A 17,662-nucleotide genomic window follows, 5' to 3' on the forward strand; every position below is an offset into this window, starting at 1 on the left:
GGCTTCGTCGTGACCGGGAAGGTCAGAGCGTGTTGGGGGCTTCGCCCTCGCCCTGCGTCTTGGTCTGCGCGTCGTGCTCCTCGAAGCGCGCGAACGCCTCGTCGACCAGGCGCTCGGCCTCGGCGGCATCCGCCCACTCGTCGACCTTGACCCACTTGTTGGGCTCGAGGTCCTTGTAGTGCTCGAAGAAGTGCGAGATCTCCTTCTTGGTCCACTCGTCGATGTCGCCGACGTCCTGGATGTGGTCCCAGCGGGGGTCCTTCGCGAGGACCGCGACGACCTTGTCGTCGCCGCCGGCCTCGTCGCTCATCTTCAGCACGCCGACGGGGCGCACCTTGGCGAGGATGCCGGGGTACAGGTCGCGGTCGAGGAGCACCAGCACGTCGAGCGGGTCGCCGTCCTCGCCGAGGGTGTTCTCGAAGAAGCCGTAGTTGGCCGGGTAGCCGAACACCGTGTACAGGATGCGGTCGAGGAAGACCCGGCCGGTGCCGTGGTCGACTTCGTACTTCACGCGGCTGCCGCGCGGGATCTCGATGACGGCGTCGTACGCGCCCATACGTGTGCTCCTTAGATCTGTGGGTTTCCGCGCCCAGCCTAGTCGGGGCGCTCCACGTCCGTTCGGGCATTCAGCCGGGGCCGCTACCGTGGAGGAGTGGAGCGACGACCTGGACTCGACCCCGCCGTCGCGGAAGTGCGGCGAGCGGTGCGGGCGAGCCTCGCGGGACGCAGCGGTGCTGTCGTGGTCGCGCTGTCGGGCGGGGCGGACTCGCTCGCGCTCGCGGCGGCGACGGCCTTCGAGGCGCCGCGGCACGGCATCCGCGCCGAAGCCGTGGTGATCGACCATGGGCTCCAGCCGGGATCCGACGCGATCGCGGAGAGGGCGGCCGAGGTCGCCCGCGGACTGGGGCTGTCTGCCCGGGTGGTCGCGGTTGAGGTGGGCGCGGGGGACGGACCCGAGGCTGCGGCCCGCGCGGCCCGATACGCGGGTCTGGCGCGCGCGGCCGCCGAGGTCGGAGCCGACGCGGTGCTGTTGGGCCACACGCTCGACGACCAGGCCGAGACGGTGCTGCTCGGGCTCGCGCGCGGGTCGGGCACGGCGAGCCTGTCGGGCATGGCCCTCGAGCGTCGGGATGCCGCCGGCCCGGTGCTGCTGCGCCCGCTGCTTGCCGTGCGACGAGAGACCACGGCCGCCGCCTGCGTCGCGGATGGACTCGACCCGTGGCGCGACCCCCACAACTCCGACCCCGCGTTCGCGCGCGTGCGAGTGCGCGAGACCGTGCTGCCCGTGCTGGAGGCCGAGCTCGGGCCCGGTGTCGCCGAGGCCCTCGCGCGCACCGCCGATCAGCTGCGCGAGGACGCCGCGGCGTTCCAGGAGATGATCGACGAGACGATCGAGGACATCGTCGAGCACGCCGAGGCGGGGATCTCGGTGTCGGTCGCGGCGCTCGCGGCGAACCCCGCCGCGCTGCGGAACCGCATCGTGCGCCACGTCGTCGAGAGCGAGTTCGGCGTCGCCCTCACCCGGACCCAGACCCTCGAGGTCGCGCGCCTGGCCACCGACTGGCGCGGCCAGGGTCCGATCGACCTGCCCGGCTGCCTCGCGCGTCGGGTCGGCGGCCGGATCGAGATCGTCGCGCGGGCGGCATCCTGAATCGTCCTGCGTAGACTTGCCCAATGCGCGCGGCCGACATCTCCGACGACATCAGCGAAGTCCTCCTCACCGAGGAGCAGATCCACGGCAAGCTCGCCGAACTGGCCTCGCAGGTCGCGGCCGACTACGCCGGACGCGACGTCGTCCTCGTGGGCGTCCTCAAGGGCGCGGTCATGGTCATGGCCGACTTCGCCCGTCACCTGCCCATCCACATCACGATGGACTGGATGGCCGTCTCCTCGTACGGCGCGAGCACCCGCTCGAGCGGCGTCGTGCAGATCCGCAAAGACCTCGACACCGACATCACCGGCAAGCACGTGCTGATCGTCGAGGACATCATCGACTCGGGCCTGACCCTCAGCTGGCTGCTCGAGAACTTCGCCTCGCGCGGTGCCGAGTCCGTCGAGGTCCTGGCGCTCCTGCGCAAGCCCGAGGCGATGAAGGTCGAGGTCGACTGCCGTTACGTCGGCTTCGACATCCCCAACGACTTCGTCATCGGCTACGGCCTCGACTACGCCGAGAAGTACCGCAACCTGCGCGACGTCGCTGTGCTCGCGCCGCACGTCTACTCCTGACCGGTATCCGGATGCCGGGCGTCTCGGCGTGGCATCCCTCGCCCGCGTACGCCCACGACGAACGCACAGTCTCGGCATAGCCGGCGGGCGTTACCCTGATCCCACCGCTTTTCACCGGGCGGATCACGAAAGGGCTGGGCTCGCCCACCATGGATTTCAAGAAGATCACGCGCAATCCGATCATCTACGTTCTGCTGGTCGGTCTGCTTCTGGTCATCGGTTTCTCCCTCATCTCGAACCTCAGCGGAGCCCGACAGGTCTCTACGCAGGAGGGCCTCGAGCTCCTCAAGGGCAACACGGTCACCTCCGCGACGACCAATGACACGGACCAGCGCGTCGATCTGAAGCTCTCGCAGCAGTACGAGGGCGCCGACACCGTGCAGTTCTACTACGGCACCGCGCGCGCGTCCGAGGTCGCGACCGCCATCACCAACGCGGCCCCGTCGGACGGCTTCAACGACGTCGTCCCGCGTCCCGGCTGGTTCGACGGCTTCATCTCCCTCATGCTGCCCCTCGTGTTGCTCGGCCTGCTCTTCTGGTGGCTGCTGTCCAGCGCCCAGGGCGGTGGAAGCAAGGTCATGCAGTTCGGGAAGTCGCGGGCGAAGCTCGTGACGAAGGAGACGCCGACCGTGACGTTCCAGGACGTGGCGGGGTCGGACGAGGCGATCGAAGAGCTCGAGGAGATCAAGGACTTCCTCAAGGACCCGAAGAGGTTCGAGGAGGTCGGTGCGCGCATCCCCAAGGGCGTGCTGCTGTACGGCCCTCCCGGAACCGGTAAGACGTTGCTCGCCCGCGCTGTCGCGGGTGAGGCGGGTGTGCCCTTCTACTCGATCTCCGGTTCGGACTTCGTCGAGATGTTCGTCGGTGTCGGTGCGAGCCGCGTGCGCGACCTGTTCAACCAGGCGAAAGAGAACTCGCCGGCGATCATCTTCATCGACGAGATCGACGCCGTCGGTCGCCACCGCGGCGCCGGCATGGGCGGCGGTCACGACGAGCGCGAGCAGACGCTGAACCAGATGCTCGTCGAGATGGACGGCTTCGACCCCAAGGTCAACGTCATCGTCATCGCGGCGACCAACCGTCCCGACATCCTCGACCCCGCTCTGCTGCGCCCGGGCCGTTTCGACCGCCAGATCGGCGTCGACGCCCCCGACCTGAAGGGTCGCCAGCGCATCCTCGAGGTGCACGGCCGCGGCAAGCCGCTGTCGGACTCGGTCGACCTCGAGGTCGTCGCCCGCAAGACGCCCGGCTTCACCGGTGCTGACCTCGCCAACGTGCTGAACGAGGCCGCGCTGCTGACCGCGCGCTCGAACGCGCAACTCATCGACAACCGTGCCCTCGACGAGGCGATCGACCGCGTGATCGCCGGCCCGCAGCGGCGTACGCGCGTGATGAGGGACAAGGAGAAGCTCATCACGGCCTACCACGAGGGCGGACACGCGCTCGCGGCGGCGGCGATGAACCACACCGACCCCGTCACGAAGGTCACGATCCTCCCGCGCGGCAAGGCGCTGGGGTACACGATGGTGCTGCCGCTCGACGACAAGTACTCCGTGACCCGCAATGAGCTGCAGGACCAGCTGACGTACGCCATGGGTGGCCGCGTCGCCGAGGAGATCGTGTTCCACGACCCCACGACCGGTGCCTCGAACGACATCGAGAAGGCCACGAGTATCGCCCGCAAGATGGTGACCGAGTACGGCATGACGAACGAGGTCGGCCCGGTCAAGCTCGGTTCGTCGTCGGGCGAGGTGTTCATGGGGCGTGACATGGGTCACGGTCGCGACTTCTCGGAGCGCATCGCCGAACGCGTCGACGTCCAGGTCCGCGGACTCATCGAGCAGGCCCACAACGAGGCCTATCAGGTGATCAACGACAACCGCGAGGTGCTCGACCGCTTGGCGCTCGCGCTCCTCGAGAAGGAGACGCTCGACCACCTGGAGCTCGCCGAGATCTTCAAGGACGTCAAGCGTCTGCCCCCGCGGCCGCAGTGGCTGTCGTCGGGCGACCGCCCGGTGTCGAGCCTGCCGCCCGTCGAGGTCCCGCGACGCCAGTCCGCAGCCGGTGTCGCCGCGTCCACCGAGGCCAACGCGCAGCCGGCGACCCAGCCGCAGCGTCGGCCGAGCGGACAGACGCGTCCGGCCACCGCCTAAGGCGCCGTGGCCGTCGACCGGGAGCGCGTGGTCGCGCTCGTACGCGAGCTGCTCGAAGCGATCGGTGAAGACCCCGACCGCCCGGGCCTGCGGCAGACCCCGGCGCGCGTGGCGGATTCCTGGACGGAGTTCTTCGGGGGAGTGGGGCAGGATGCCAGCTCTCCCCTGCAGCACACCATCTCGGTGAGCCGCGGGCCGGCGCCCGACACCCTCCCCTCCGGCGCGGTGATGCTGCGCGACATCGCGTTCCGTTCGATGTGCGAGCACCACCTGCTGCCGTTCCGGGGTCACGCGCACGTCGCCTATCTCCCGGGCGAGCAGGTCGTGGGGCTCGGCGCGCTGCCGCGCGTGATCGACATCCTCGCGGCCCGCCCGCAGGTGCAGGAGCGCCTGGGCGAACAGGTCGCCGACACCATCGCGGGTGCTCTCGACGCGCGCGGCGTGCTAGTCGTCCTGGATGCCGAGCACGAGTGCGTCACGATGCGCGGTGGCCGGCAGCCCGACGCCTCCACGGTGACCATCGCTGCACGTGGCGTGTACACCGAGCCCGTGGCACGGGCGGAGCTCGTCGCCCTCATCGGGAGGGGTCGTCCGTGACCCTCGTCATGGGGATCGTCAACGTCACCCCCGACTCCTTCAGCGACGGCGGCCGTTTCCTCGACCCCGACGTGGCGATCGCCCACGCCCGCTCCCTGCGCGCGCAGGGGGCCGATCTGCTCGACGTGGGTGGCGAATCGACCCGCCCGGGAGCCGAACGCGTCGCGCCCCGGGTCGAGCAGCAGCGCGTGCTGCCGGTCGTCGAGGCGCTGGCATCCGAGGGGCTCATCGTGAGCGTCGACACGATGAACGCGAAGACGGCGTGCGCGGCGGTCGCTGCCGGTGCGAGGATCGTCAACGACGTGTCCGGGGGTATGGCCGATCCCGACATGCTCGCCGCGGTTGCCGACACCGACGCCGACATCGCCCTCGGGCACTGGCGGGGTCCGTCGGCGGAGATGTATGCCCGCGCCGAGTACGACGACGTGGTGGCCGAGGTCCTCGCCGAACTGCAGGAGCGGGTGGACGCGGCCGAGACGGCCGGCATCCCCCGCGCCCGCATCGTCGTGGACCCGGGTATAGGATTCGGAAAGCGCGGTGAGCAGAACTGGCAGGTTCTGCGCGCTCTGCCGCGGCTGTCCGGGCTCGGATGCCGAGTGCTGATCGGCACGAGCCGCAAGAGGTTCCTGGCCGAGGCGCTCGGAGGCGATGCCGATCTCGGGCGCCGCGACCTGGCCACCGCTGTCACCAGCGTTCTGGCCGACCGAGCCGGCGCCTGGGCCGTGCGCGTCCACGACGTTCCGACCACCCGCGACGCCCTCGCCGTCGCCCACGCCTGGGAGGCCTGATGGACTTCGCCGACGAGATCACGCTGACCGGGGTGCGCGCCTTCGGCTTCCACGGCGTTTACGCCGACGAGAAGCGCGAGGGGCAGGAGTTCGTCGTCGACGTCGTGCTGCAGTTGTCGCTGCGCCCGGCGGCGGAGTCGGACGACGTCGTCGACACGGTTCACTACGGCGAACTGGCCGAGCGCATCGTGGCCCACGTCGAGGGCGACCCCGTCGACCTGCTCGAGACGCTCGCGCAGCGCATTGCCGACGACGTCCTGGCCGATGAGCGTGTCATGCTCGTGACGGTGACCGTCCACAAGCCGCAGGCCCCCATCACCGTGCCCTTCGGTGACGTATCGGTGACGATCCGGAGGGGGCGCGCGTGAGCGTCCGCCTTGCCCACGGAATCGGCGATCCGCCCGCCGATCGGCCCGTCGCGGCCGTCGTCGCGCTGGGCGCCAATCTCGGCTCGCGCGCCGAGACCCTTGGGGCGGCGGTCGAGGAGCTGCGGCTCCTGCCGCTGACGACCGACGTCCGCGTGTCGACTCCGATCGAGACGGTGGCGGTCACCCTCGCGGGCGAGGACGTGGACGCCCCGCGATACCTCAACGCCGTCGCCCTGCTGCGGACACGACTGGCTCCCGCGACCCTGCTGCGGGAGCTGCATCGCATCGAGGCCGAGCACGGGCGGGTGCGGCGCGAGAAGTGGGGCGACCGCACGCTCGACCTCGACCTGATCGCTTACGGTGACGCCCGGATCGAGGAGGAACACCTCACGGTTCCGCATCCTCGCGCGCACGAACGTGACTTCGTGCTCGCGCCGTGGCTCCAGATCGATCCGGATGCCGAGATTCCGGGCCGCGGGCGGGTCGACGCGTTGCTCGCTGCGGTGCGGGGCGGTGCATCGTGAAGCGGACCGGGGCGACGATCCTCATCGTCGCCGTGCTCGCGGGCCTCGTCGTCGGGTTCCTGGTCGACGCGGTTCTGACGTCCACGGGGCGCCCCACGTTCGTGCCGGCGGCGAGTCTGCCGACGATCCTGGTGCTTCTCGGCGCGATCGTCGTTGCGTTCGCCGTGCCGATCTTCCGCGCTTCTCGGGGGCGAAGCGGTCGCCGTATCGACCCGTTCCGGGCGTTGCGGATTGCGATGCTGGCGAAGGCCTCCTCTCTCGTGGGAGCTGCGGCGACGGGCTTCGCGGTGGGACTTCTCGCTTTCGTCTTCACGCGTCCCTTCACTCCGTCGTTAGGCTCATTGGGGTCGATCATCGCGACGGCCGTGTGCGGTGCCGTCCTCGTCGTCGCGGGACTCGTGGCCGAGCAGCTGTGCACCATCCGGAAGGACGACGATGACGAACACCCCGGATCTGCCGGAGAGCACCCCGACGCCGGTCCCTCCGTCGGCTGAGCCCCCGGCATCCGTCCTGGACGACGCGACCTACTCCCGCATCCTCGAGCCGCGCGGCGAGGGACGTCTGCCTCTCGGCGACGGCACGTGGCACCAGCTCGCGCGCGCCTACATCCGAGTCCAGCTGATCTCGCAGGGGGCGGTGTTCCTGGTGGTGCTCGCCGCGGCGATCGTCGCACAGATCGTCACCGGACTGATGTGGCAGTGGATCCCGGCCGGCGTCGTGCTGCTGGTCACCGCGATCGGAATGATCATCACGCCGCGCCAGGCGCGGTCGTTCGGATACCAACTGCGCCGCGACGACCTGGTGTTCCGCCGCGGCATCCTGTGGCAGAGGGTCGTGGCCGTGCCGTACGGACGCATGCAGCTGGTCGACATCACCCACGGTCCGCTGGATCGGGGATTCGGTATCGCCCAGCTGAAGCTCGTCACCGCAGCCGCATCCTCGGGGATCACGATCCCGGGCTTGACGCAGAGCGCGGCCGAACAGCTGCGCGACACTCTCATCGACGTCGCCGAGACCCGCCGGACCGGGCTGTGACTGATCCGCGGCAGCCGGAACCGTCGGCGGAGGTGGGTTCGACACCGCCTCGACCTGAGCCCGCGTGGGGTCCGCCGTCGCCTGACGCGATCGCGGCGCCCGCGTCGGGTGCCGAGGTCGCTGGGCCCGCCGGGGGCGTGGGACCCGCCGAGGGCGCTGGGCCCGCCGGGGTCGCCGGACCCGCCGGGGGAGGGGAGAGCCCCGAGGGTGCGCCTCCCCGCGCCATGGTCCGCTCGCCGTTGAGCGATGGCGAGTGGCAGCGTCTGCATCCGCTCACCCCGTTGCTGCGTGGCGGACTGTTCCTCGTCGTGATCATCGGTGTCATCGTGGCGAACCTGCGGGAGCGGTTGATCGAGTTGTTCCTGCCCTCCGTGACGGACCTGCCTCCCGGTGTCGTCCCGCCGGATCCGGTCGACTTCATCCTCGCGAACAACCTCATCCTGATCGCCGGGGGCGGGGCGCTCGCGGTACTCGTGGTGCTGCTCGTGATCTTCCGGCTGTCGTGGCGCTTCCACACCTTCCGAATCAGCGACGACGACGTCGAAGTGCGCTCGGGTGTCCTCTTCCGAACGCACCGGCGAGCGCCGCTCGACCGCGTGCAGGGCGTCAATCTCACGCGACCGCTCTTTGCCCGCATCCTGGGCTTGGCGAAGCTCGAGGTGGTGGGCGCCGGACTCGATTCCAACGTCAAACTCGAGTACCTGTCGGCTCCTGCCGCCGAGACCGTCCGAGGCGACATCCTGCGGCTGGCATCCGGTCGACGTCTCGCGGAACGCGGCGCGGCGACGGTCGCCCCGGGATCTTCGGTCCAGCAGGCCGCTGACGCGGTGGCGGCCGGCATCCAGGGAATCGTCGACGGGGAAGACTTCTCGGATGCCGAACCCGAGAGCATCGTGCGGATTCCGTTCGGGCGTCTCGTCGCTTCGCGCGTGCTGAGCGGTTCGACCCTGATGCTTGTCGTGCTGATCGTCGCGATCGCGGTCGCTGCGTCGCTCTCCACACTGTGGGTGCTGTTCACCATCGTTCCGGCGTTCCTGGCTTTCGGGGCGTACTACGTGCGTTCGATCGCGCGTGGCCTGCGGTACTCCATCGCGCCGAGCCCCGACGGGGTGCGGCTCACGCTGGGCTTGTTCACGACGATCAGCGAGGTGCTGCCGCCGGGACGCGTGCACGCGATCGAGGTCCACCAGCCGCTGCTGTGGCGACCGTTCGGCTGGTGGAGCATCTCGATCAACAGGCTTTCCGGTCGTGGCTCGACCGACTCCACCACCGACCCGTTCGCGGCCGTGCTGCCTATCGGGACGCGGGAGGACATCGAGCGGGTGCTGCGGATCCTGGCCCCGGCGCTGCCGCCGGACGAATGGACGTTCGTGTTCCGGGACGGCATCCTTGGTCCGGTGGACGACGACCCCTACGTGACGACACCGGGGCGCGCGCGGCTGTTGCGGCCTTTCTCATGGCGACCCAACGGCGCGGTGCTCTCGGCCGACGCGCTGTTCCTCCGGCGGGGCTGGGTTCATCGGACGCTTGCGATCATCCCTCTGGCGCGGCTGCAGTCCATCGGCCTGCGCCAGGGACCCGTCGCGCGCGCAACGCGCACGGCGACCCTGGCCGCGCACGTGATCGCGGGCACGGTTCGCACTTCGGTCGGCGCGCTCGACCGGGACGCCGCCGTCTCCCTGTTCGAGGACACCGCGCGCTTCACCATCGCCGCGGCGGCGGGCGACCGTAGCCATCGGTGGGCCGGATGAGCGGCGGACGCGACGGTCGGCTCGGCGTCGGCATCATCGGCGCGGGGCGCGTGGGGCCCGTTCTCGGCGCGGCGCTGGCGGGTGCCGGCCACGCGTTGACCGGCATCACGTCGGGATCGGACGACGACCGTGTGGAAGCCATCCTCCCCGGTGTGCCGATCCTGCCGCCCGAGGAAGTCGTCCGGCGTAGTGAGCTCGTCGTCGTCGCCGTTCCGCATGCCCAGCTCGCAGGGCTCGTGGCTGGACTCGCCGACCTCGGCGCCTGGCAGCCCGGACAGCTCGTGCTGCATACCGACCCCGCGTACGGCGTCGATGTGCTGGCGCCGGCGCTCCAACGCGGGGCGATCCCCCTCGCGATCCATCCCGCGATCGTCTTCACCGGCGCATCGTCGATCGATCTGCGGCAGCTCGCGCAGGCGTATGCCGCAGTCACCGCGCCCGGTCCGGTCCTGCCGATCGCGCAAGCCCTGGCCGTCGAACTCGGATGCGAGCCGGTGGTGATCGCGGAGTCCGACCGTTCCGCGTACGCCGAGGCGGTCGCGACGGCCACCGAGTTCTCGCGTTCCATCGTGAGGCAGGCGGCGGGACTCTTGGCGGGCGTGGGAGTGGAGAACACGGGCGGGTATCTGTCGGCGCTCGTGCGTTCCAGCGTCGACCAGGCGCTGGTGGACGGGACCGGTCCCGTCCGCGCGGAGGACCTTCCCCCGGACGCTACGATCGACGAATGATCCGCACCATCGAGGATCTGCGCACCCGACTGGCCGAGGCCAGAAGCGCAGATCGCCCGGGCGGTGCTGCGCGCGTCGCTCTCGTTTCGACGCTCGGGGCCCTCCATGACGGCCACCGCGACCTCATCCGCACCGCCCGAGAGCGTGCCGACGTCATCGTGGTGTCGACTTTCGTCAATCCGCTGCGGTTCCGCACGGCGGAAGAGACCGCGGCCTATCCCCGGACCCCTGAGGCGGATGCCGATCTGCTCGACCGATTGGGCATCGATCTCGTTTTCGCACCGACCGCGCGGGAGTTCCTCCCCGCGGGTACCGCCACGACGCGCGTGTCCGCGGGCGATCTCGGCCTGAGGTACGAGGGGCGCACACGGCCCTTCTACTTCGACGGTGTTCTCACGGTCGAGGCGAAGCTCTTCCACCTGATCCGTCCTGACGTCGCCGTGTACGGTGAGCGCGACCTCCAGCGGGAGTTCCTGGTGCGGCGCATGATCCGCGACCTGGACTTCGGCATCGCGACGGCGCTGGTTCCGACCGTGCGCGCCGAGGACGGCCTCCCGATCTCGAGCCGTATCGACCTGTTGGATGATGCGGATCGCCGGGCTGCGGCCAAGCTCCCCATCGCGCTCGAGGCCGCCGCATCGAACGCCGATCTGGGTGTCGACTCGTGCATCGCGGCGGCGCAGTCGTCGCTCATGGGCGAACCACGTATCAACCTGGAGTACCTCTCGGTGGTCGACCCGGAGACGTTCCTCCCCGTCGACGACGGGCACCGTGGTCGCGCGATCGCGCTCATCGCGGCGACCGTCGGTGGCCACCGCTTCATCGACAACGCCGAGATCTCGCTGCGCTGACGCGCACCATCCACCCGCGCCCCGCGGGTGTCGGTCGCTCCGCGGTGGCAGCGGCCGCGTTCCGGGAAAACGCGGAGCGGGCCGCGGATAAACTCGATGCGACCCCGAGGAGCCTTCACGATGACCGACGCGCCCGCGAACGACGCCGAACCGACCGAAGACGACGTCTTCGAACAGAAGGCGGTCCGGCTCGCGAAGCGGGAACGCCTGCTCGCCGAGCGGGCGGATGCCGCCGGCGGACCCTACCCGGTCGTTGTTCCGGTCACCGACACCATCCCCGCACTGCGCGAGCGCTATGGCGACCTCGAGGCGGGCGCCGAGACCGGTGTGACCGCAGGCGTCGCAGGACGCGTCGTGTTCAGCCGCAACACCGGCAAGCTCTGCTTCGCCTCGCTGCAGGCGGGCGACGGCAGTCGCATCCAGGCCATGGTCTCGCTCGCGAACGTCGGTGAGGAGTCGCTGCAGGAGTGGAAGGAACTCGTCGACCTCGGCGACCACGTTTTCGTCTCCGGTGAGGTGATCTCGAGCCGCCGCGGCGAGCTCTCGATCATGGTTTCGGACTGGGCCGTCGCGTCCAAGGCCGTGCTGCCGCTCCCGAACCTGTACTCCGAGCTCAGCGAAGAGAGCCGGGTGCGCAGCCGTTTCCTCGATCTCATCGTGCGCGACCGCGCACGCGACACGGTGCTGGCGCGGGCAAAGGTCAATGCGAGCCTGCGCCGCACCTTCGCCGAGCGCTCGTTCGTCGAGGTGGAGACCCCGATGCTGCAGGTCCAGCACGGCGGTGCCAGTGCTCGACCGTTCGTCACGCACTCCAACGCCTTCGACGCCGATCTGTACCTGCGCATCGCCCCCGAGCTGTTCCTCAAGCGCGCGGTCGTGGGTGGGATCGACCGCGTGTTCGAGATCAACCGCAACTTCCGCAATGAGGGTGCGGATTCGACCCACAGCCCCGAGTTCGCGATGCTCGAGGCCTATCAGTCGTACACCGACTACAACGGCATCGCCGACCTCACGCAGACGTTGATCCAGGACGCGGCCGTCGCCGTGGCCGGCTCCACGACGGTGACGTGGGCCGACGGAACCGAATACGACCTTGGCGGCGAGTGGGACCGCATCTCGATGTACGACTCCCTGTCCGAAGCCGCGGGGAGCGTCGTGACTCCCGAGACGACCCTCGACGAGCTGCGTGCGATCGGCGCGGAGGCCGGTGTCGATGCTCCGGCTCACGAGACGCACGGCAAGTGGGTCGAAGAGTTGTGGGAGCACTTCGTGAAGGGCGGATTGACGCGCCCCACGTTCGTGATGGACTTCCCCGTCGACACCAGCCCCCTGGTGCGTGAGCACCGCTCCATCGCGGGCGTCGTCGAGAAGTGGGACCTGTACGTGCGGGGATTCGAGCTCGCCACGGGGTACTCCGAGCTGGTCGACCCCGTCATCCAGCGCGAGCGTTTCACCGAGCAGGCGAAGCTGGCCGCGCGCGGTGACGACGAGGCGATGTCGATCGACGAGGAGTTCCTGCGCGCGCTCGAACACGGCATGCCGCCCACCGGCGGCATGGGAATGGGTATCGACCGTCTCCTCATGGCCATCACCGGTCTCGGCATCCGCGAGACGATCCTGTTTCCGTTGGTGAAGTAGCCGGCTCGCGCTCGAACACCCACTCGGGCAAGCGCGCGTGGGCGACCAGGGTCGCCACGATGTCGGCGAGGCCGTGGTCGGGATCGATCTCGCGTGCGTGATCGGCGTAGGCCGCCGCGTGCGTCGATCGCCCTGTGGCCCAGGCGAGCCAGGCGCACGCCGCGAGGGGCCCGGCCCGCCCGGCGAGTGGGGTCGCCGCGGCGACCTGGCGGCACGCGGTCAGTGCTCGGTGAAGCCGCGTCGACTCGGGCTTCGCGCCTTCCCCCCACGTCGGGCGTGCGAGGTCTTCCGGGAAGGAGCCTCCGTCAGCGAAGGCGAACTGGGCGCGGTAGATCGCGTCGCCGGTGGCGAGGTCGCCGACCCACTGCATCAGCGCGACGTCCCGAAGTGCGGGTCGCTGCAGGCAGAACGCCACCGCGGCGAGACAGGGAGCGTCGAGCGGCGACTCGGACGCGATGGCGGCCTCGAACAGGGCCGGGGGATCGCTCAGGTCGTCGAGGAGCGCGGCCGCGGCTGTTCGACGGTGGATCGGCAGTCGCCTTCCCGCGGGGGAGCGGGAGACCAGGTGCTCGGCGTCTGCCAGCAGTCGCCCCACCGCTTTGCCCACGGTCGGTCCGATCGCGGGGAGCGCGGCCGCGGCTGACTGATCACCGTCGACGGCAGGCATCGGGGGAAGCTCTGACGGTGCCGCGATCTCCGCGAGCGGTTGCGGTCCGGCAGCGGAGGGTGCGAGATAGCTGTCCCACCCGTCCGCGCCCACGACCAGCGCATGCGTCACGTGGAGACCGCAGATGTCGGCCCGGGACATGAGAGCCTCCACCAGCGCACGGTGCGGGAGAGCCTCGGCATGCCTGAGGCGGGCGTCGGTGTAAACGACAGCGGCGATGGCATCCGTCTGCGAAACCTTGCACGCCATCCCGATGACGGTCGATGCGACACTGTCGACGGCGGCGTGCGACGGGTCGGGGAGGTCGACACGCAGAGCGCCGACGGAGCGCCCCGCGGCGAAGGTGATGACGGCGAGGCTGGATCTCGGTGTGTACTCCAGGAGGTGGGGGACGAGGGCGAGGAACTCGGCGGAGGATCCGGCGCGGACGATCGTTGGCATGCCCCGAGGGTGGCGCAGCCATCACGGTGGCCGCGGCGCGATCGGCGCGATCTGGGGAGGGATCGTCAGGATCGCGGGGTGGGAGGGAGCGGTCGCCCTCCCGACCGACGCACAGGCGTTGCCCGTATCCTTGGAGGGTGGATGACATGTGGGCCGGCGTGCTGTGGGCGATCCTGCCGACCATCGTGGTCTCGGTGACCTTCTTCTTCATCCTGCGCGGAGTCATTCGCATGGACCGCACGGAGCGCAAGGCGTACGCGCGCATCGAGGCGCAGGAGCGTGCCAAGCGCGGTCTCCCCGCCTCTGACAGCAGCGAGCGCTGAGCCCCGCCGTCCCCGCGTGTCGGGGCCGGTCACTACGCTGGGGGGACATCCCGCCCAGGAGGTCCCGTGATCGACACCACGTTCGAGGCGAGCTGGCTCGTCATCGCGCTGTTCGTGATCGATCTGGTCGTGCGCATCGCCGCCGTCATCATCGTTCCGCGCAACCGCCGACCCACCGCGGCGATGGCCTGGCTGCTGGCGATCTATTTCATTCCGTTCGTCGGCGTGTTCCTGTTCCTCCTCATCGGGAACCCGCGTCTGCCGCGCAAGCGCCGTCGCAAGCAGGCCGACATCAACCGGTACATCCACGACACGAGCGAGTCGCTCGAGTTCGGCACGCTCCGCCCGAACGCGCCCGACTGGTTCCGTCCGCTCGTGCGCCTGAATCGCAATCTCGGCGCGATGCCCATCGCGGGCGACAACGCCGCGACCCTCATCGCCGACTATCAGGAGAGCCTCGACGCGATGGCGGATGCCATCCGGCAGGCGAAGCGCTACGTCCACGTGGAGTTCTACATCCTCCAGACCGACGCCTCCACCGACAACTTCTTCCGCGCGCTCGAAGAGGTCGCCGAGCGCGGTGTCGTCGTGCGGGTGCTGCTCGACCACTGGGCGAACCGTGGCAAGCCGTTCTACCGCCAGACGTTGCGTCGCCTCGACGCCATGGGGGCGCACTGGCACCTGATGCTGCCGGTGCAACCGCTGCGAGGGCGCTACCAGCGCCCCGACCTCCGCAATCACCGGAAGCTCCTTGTCATCGACGGCGCGGTGGCCTTCATGGGCTCGCAGAACGTCACGGATTCGTCGTACAACCTGCGTAAGAACATCCGCCGCGGACTCCACTGGGTCGACCTCATGGTCCGCGTCGAGGGCCCGGTCGTGGCCAGCGTCAACGCCGTGTTCCTCAGCGACTGGTACAGCGAGACAGACGAGACGCTGACCGACGAGATCGACCTGTTCAGCGTCGAATCCGGTCCCGGAGACCTGGATTGCCAGATCGTTCCCTCGGGCCCGGGCTTCGACTTCCAGAACAACCTCAAGCTGTTCCTAGGGCTTCTCTTCGCGGCCCGCGAGCGCATCATCATCGTGAGCCCGTATTTCGTGCCCGACGAGGCGCTGCTCCTGGCGATCACCACCGCGTGCCAGCGGGGCGTGCACGTGGAGCTGTTCGTCTCCGAGGAGGGCGACCAGGCGATGGTCTACCACGCCCAGCGGAGCTACTACGAGGCGTTGCTGACGGCCGGCGTGAAGATCTGGATGTATCGCAAGCCATTCATCCTGCACAGCAAGAGCCTGACGATCGACGACGAGGTGGCCGTGATCGGGTCGAGCAACATGGACATGCGCTCGTTCGGTCTCAACCTCGAGATCTCGATGCTCGTCCGCGGCGAAGAGTTCGCGCGCGAAATGCATCGGGTGGAAGACGTCTACCGCACGCTGAGCCGCGAACTGACGGCGGAGGAATGGCGGCGGCAGCCCCTGCGCTCGACGATCCTCGACAATCTCGCGCGTCTCACCTCGGCGCTGCAGTGACCCCATCGGAGGCATCCATGGTCCGACGTTCCCTGCCCGTCCTGATGGGCCTCGGCATCCTGTCGGTCGGGGTGCTCGTCGGCTGTGGGACGGGTACCGGCTCCGTTCCCACCGAGGATGAGACCCCGGATGCCACGTCGCCGAGCGCGTCGTCAGAGGTCGACGCGGGGTGGCTCGACGCGGGCCGCGGTGTCGCGGTCGTGACCCTGGGCAGTTCGTCGTGCGTGCCGGTCGCCGCGGATCCCTCGATCTCGGGCACGACGCTGACCGTCGACCTCGTCGACGTCACCGATGGTCCGTGCACGCGCGACATGGCGCCGCGTGCGACATACGTTGCGCTGCCGTCGGGTGTCGACCCGACGCAGGATCTCGACATCGTCGTGACCGGCGCCGTCGCCGGGGCGACGTCGCTCGCGGGCCTGGCGACGTCTCCGGCGCCCGTCGCGGAGTTCGGGCCGAGCGCCGGGTGGGTCGGTGGCGATCTCGCCGCGATCCTGACGTGGGGCAGTTCCGGATGCCGCCCTCAGCTCGAAGCCGTGACCTCCTCGGACGCAGGGGCCACGGTCACCTTCGCCGAACCGCCCGCCGACCAGGTCTGCACCATGGACCTCGCTCCGCGCGTGACTCTCGCCGACCTCACGGGGATCGTGGGCAACGGCTCCGTCGAGCTGAGGCTCTCGGGCGGCAACGTCGCGTCGGACGGCCCGGTTCCCGTGCTCGGCAACCGTTGACGCTCCTCCCCATCGCGGTAAGGGGAGGAGTTCTCCCCAAGAGAGGCTGCCGCGGCGCCACGGGTTGCACTCGACAGGGCACGCTCGACAGATGGATCCGCGTCGCTTGCCGCCCGAGCTCGGGCCGCGATTCAGCGTGCGGCAAGCGCTCGAACTCGGAGCGACTCCGGGGCTTCTGCGGTCGCGACGCCTGGATCGACCGTTCCACGGGGTGCGGTCGCGTCTCGAGACCGGTGCCGGGGAACATCTGGATGCCGTCCTCGCGTACGCCACCCGAATGTCCCCGTATGCGTTCATCAGTCACCGCAGTGCCGCGGTCGTGTGGGGACTTCCCCTGCCCGGACCGCTGGCGGCGTTGCGTCCCGTCGACGTGTCCGTCATCTTCCCGCGGCGCGCGCCGGAAGGGCGTGGAGTTCGGGGGCATTCGGTGCGCGGGTCCGGGGTTCACGTCTGGGATCATCCGCAATTCGGCGTCCGAGTGAGTTCGCCTGCGTCCACGTGGGTCCAGCTGGCCGGGGACCTTACCCACTCGTACGACCTGGTCGCCGTCGGAGACGCGCTGGTGAGACAACCCCAGCACCCCAACGACCCCGGGGCGCTGGCGACAGTCGATCAGTTGGGGCGGGCACTGTCCGCGGGGCGTCGAGTGAAGGCCGAAGACCTGCGTCGCGCGTTGCCCCGGATCCGCAACGGTGCATCTTCTCGCCCCGAGACCTGGACGAGGCTCCTCGTGGTCGACGCCGGACTGCCCGAGCCGACTCCGGCGTTCGAGATCGTCGACGACGCCGGTGATCTCGTCGCTCGCGTAGACCTCGCGTTCGAAGCCGAGCGCCTGGCGCTCGAATACGAGGGCGAGCATCACCTCACGAGCCCGGCGCAATGGCGTCGCGACATCGAACGGATCGAACGACTCGCCGACCTCGGCTGGCGTGTCATCCGGGTGACTGCGGACGACGTGTTTCGGCATCCGGATGCCTTCGTCCGACGCGTTCGGCGAGCACTCGACGAGCGTCGCCTCTGACCTCCCACACGTCGGGTGTTCGCTCCGTCGCCTTCGGTCGCGGCAGAGGGTTGCGCTCGTGGTTTGGTCGCGCCAAATTGCACGACTGAACGGGCCCCCTTTGGCGTCCGTCGTGTCATGGTCGCGGCAATGCGTTGCGCTCGTGGTTTGGTCGCGCCAGATTGCACGACTGAACGGCCCCCTTTGGCGTCCGTCGTGTCATGGTCGCGGCAATGCGTTGCGCTCGTGGTTTGGTCGCGCCAAATTGCACGACTGAACGGGCCCCCTTTGGCGTCCGTCGTGTCATG

At 69.6% G+C, this 17,662-nt stretch carries 19 protein-coding genes; 17 read left to right on the forward strand and 2 right to left on the reverse strand.

The window, feature by feature from the left end; genetic code table 11:
* Window positions 1-22: 22 nt before the first annotated feature.
* Window positions 23-556 carry an inorganic diphosphatase gene (locus AC3WLZ_RS01585; protein WP_138176144.1) on the reverse strand — a complete coding sequence of 178 codons (534 nt, stop codon included), beginning with the start codon at window positions 554-556 and terminating at the stop codon, window positions 23-25.
* A 96-nt stretch (window positions 557-652) separates the two neighbouring features.
* Here AC3WLZ_RS01585 and tilS point away from each other — a divergent pair, with 96 nt between their 5' ends.
* The 13 genes from tilS to lysS all read left to right on the forward strand — a co-directional run bounded on the left by tilS (window position 653) and on the right by lysS (window position 12,659).
* A complete protein-coding gene (gene tilS / locus AC3WLZ_RS01590; protein ID WP_492468784.1) occupies window positions 653-1,651 on the forward strand; it encodes a tRNA lysidine(34) synthetase TilS in 999 nt (332 codons plus the stop codon).
* 23 nt (window positions 1,652-1,674) lie between these two features.
* On the forward strand, window positions 1,675-2,226 hold the full coding sequence (hpt, locus tag AC3WLZ_RS01595) for a hypoxanthine phosphoribosyltransferase (protein ID WP_412923348.1): 552 nt from the start codon (window positions 1,675-1,677) through the stop codon (window positions 2,224-2,226).
* 149 nt (window positions 2,227-2,375) lie between these two features.
* A complete protein-coding gene (ftsH, locus tag AC3WLZ_RS01600) occupies window positions 2,376-4,379 on the forward strand; it encodes an ATP-dependent zinc metalloprotease FtsH (RefSeq protein WP_492468785.1) in 2,004 nt (667 codons plus the stop codon).
* Window positions 4,380-4,385: 6 nt separating this feature from the next.
* A complete protein-coding gene (gene folE, locus AC3WLZ_RS01605) occupies window positions 4,386-4,976 on the forward strand; it encodes a GTP cyclohydrolase I (RefSeq protein ID WP_492468786.1) in 591 nt (196 codons plus the stop codon).
* The gene (gene folP, locus AC3WLZ_RS01610; protein WP_492468787.1) at window positions 4,973-5,764 is read left to right on the forward strand and encodes a dihydropteroate synthase; all 792 of its coding nucleotides are present in this window, start codon (window positions 4,973-4,975) and stop codon (window positions 5,762-5,764) included. Before folE ends, folP begins: the two co-directional genes overlap by 4 nt.
* A complete protein-coding gene (folB, locus tag AC3WLZ_RS01615) occupies window positions 5,764-6,132 on the forward strand; it encodes a dihydroneopterin aldolase (protein ID WP_412923352.1) in 369 nt (122 codons plus the stop codon). Before folP ends, folB begins: the two co-directional genes overlap by 1 nt.
* Window positions 6,129-6,656 carry a 2-amino-4-hydroxy-6-hydroxymethyldihydropteridine diphosphokinase gene (folK, locus tag AC3WLZ_RS01620; RefSeq protein ID WP_492468789.1) on the forward strand — a complete coding sequence of 176 codons (528 nt, stop codon included), beginning with the start codon at window positions 6,129-6,131 and terminating at the stop codon, window positions 6,654-6,656. Before folB ends, folK begins: the two co-directional genes overlap by 4 nt.
* Window positions 6,653-7,150 carry a DUF3180 domain-containing protein gene (locus AC3WLZ_RS01625; RefSeq protein WP_412923354.1) on the forward strand — a complete coding sequence of 166 codons (498 nt, stop codon included), beginning with the start codon at window positions 6,653-6,655 and terminating at the stop codon, window positions 7,148-7,150. Before folK ends, AC3WLZ_RS01625 begins: the two co-directional genes overlap by 4 nt.
* The gene (locus AC3WLZ_RS01630; protein WP_492468790.1) at window positions 7,092-7,691 is read left to right on the forward strand and encodes a PH domain-containing protein; all 600 of its coding nucleotides are present in this window, start codon (window positions 7,092-7,094) and stop codon (window positions 7,689-7,691) included. Before AC3WLZ_RS01625 ends, AC3WLZ_RS01630 begins: the two co-directional genes overlap by 59 nt.
* Window positions 7,692-7,723: 32 nt before the next feature.
* Entirely contained in the window at window positions 7,724-9,442 is a 1,719-nt protein-coding gene (locus tag AC3WLZ_RS01635; protein ID WP_492468792.1) for a PH domain-containing protein, read from the forward strand.
* Window positions 9,439-10,170, forward strand: a complete 732-nt coding sequence (locus AC3WLZ_RS01640) for a DUF2520 domain-containing protein (protein ID WP_492468793.1) — start codon at window positions 9,439-9,441, stop codon at window positions 10,168-10,170. The genes AC3WLZ_RS01635 and AC3WLZ_RS01640 overlap by 4 nt, the downstream gene beginning before the upstream one ends.
* Window positions 10,167-11,021 carry a pantoate--beta-alanine ligase gene (gene panC, locus AC3WLZ_RS01645; RefSeq protein WP_412923358.1) on the forward strand — a complete coding sequence of 285 codons (855 nt, stop codon included), beginning with the start codon at window positions 10,167-10,169 and terminating at the stop codon, window positions 11,019-11,021. The genes AC3WLZ_RS01640 and panC overlap by 4 nt, the downstream gene beginning before the upstream one ends.
* Window positions 11,022-11,141: 120 nt before the next feature.
* Window positions 11,142-12,659, forward strand: coding sequence for a lysine--tRNA ligase (gene lysS, locus AC3WLZ_RS01650; protein ID WP_492468794.1), 1,518 nt, complete (start codon window positions 11,142-11,144; stop codon window positions 12,657-12,659).
* Here lysS and AC3WLZ_RS01655 read toward each other — a convergent pair.
* Window positions 12,610-13,767 (reverse strand): DUF4192 family protein, encoded by a 1,158-nt coding sequence (locus AC3WLZ_RS01655; protein WP_492468795.1) that lies wholly within the window; start codon window positions 13,765-13,767, stop codon window positions 12,610-12,612. The two genes, lysS and AC3WLZ_RS01655, sit on opposite strands and share 50 nt — an antisense overlap.
* 137 nt (window positions 13,768-13,904) lie before the next feature.
* On the opposite strand from AC3WLZ_RS01655, the gene AC3WLZ_RS01660 reads away from it, so the two are divergent.
* The 4 genes from AC3WLZ_RS01660 to AC3WLZ_RS01675 all read left to right on the forward strand — a co-directional run bounded on the left by AC3WLZ_RS01660 (window position 13,905) and on the right by AC3WLZ_RS01675 (window position 17,375).
* Entirely contained in the window at window positions 13,905-14,090 is a 186-nt protein-coding gene (locus tag AC3WLZ_RS01660) for a hypothetical protein (protein ID WP_412926189.1), read from the forward strand.
* 69 nt (window positions 14,091-14,159) lie between these two features.
* Window positions 14,160-15,623, forward strand: coding sequence for a cardiolipin synthase (gene cls / locus AC3WLZ_RS01665; protein ID WP_492470933.1), 1,464 nt, complete (start codon window positions 14,160-14,162; stop codon window positions 15,621-15,623).
* 17 nt (window positions 15,624-15,640) lie between these two features.
* Window positions 15,641-16,354, forward strand: a complete 714-nt coding sequence (locus tag AC3WLZ_RS01670) for a hypothetical protein (protein ID WP_492468796.1) — start codon at window positions 15,641-15,643, stop codon at window positions 16,352-16,354.
* Window positions 16,355-16,445: 91 nt separating this feature from the next.
* Window positions 16,446-17,375 (forward strand): DUF559 domain-containing protein, encoded by a 930-nt coding sequence (locus AC3WLZ_RS01675; protein WP_492468797.1) that lies wholly within the window; start codon window positions 16,446-16,448, stop codon window positions 17,373-17,375.
* Window positions 17,376-17,662: the final 287 nt, after the last annotated feature.

The sequence above is a fragment of the Microbacterium sp. FW305-3-2-15-F-LB2 genome (assembly GCF_058787255.1).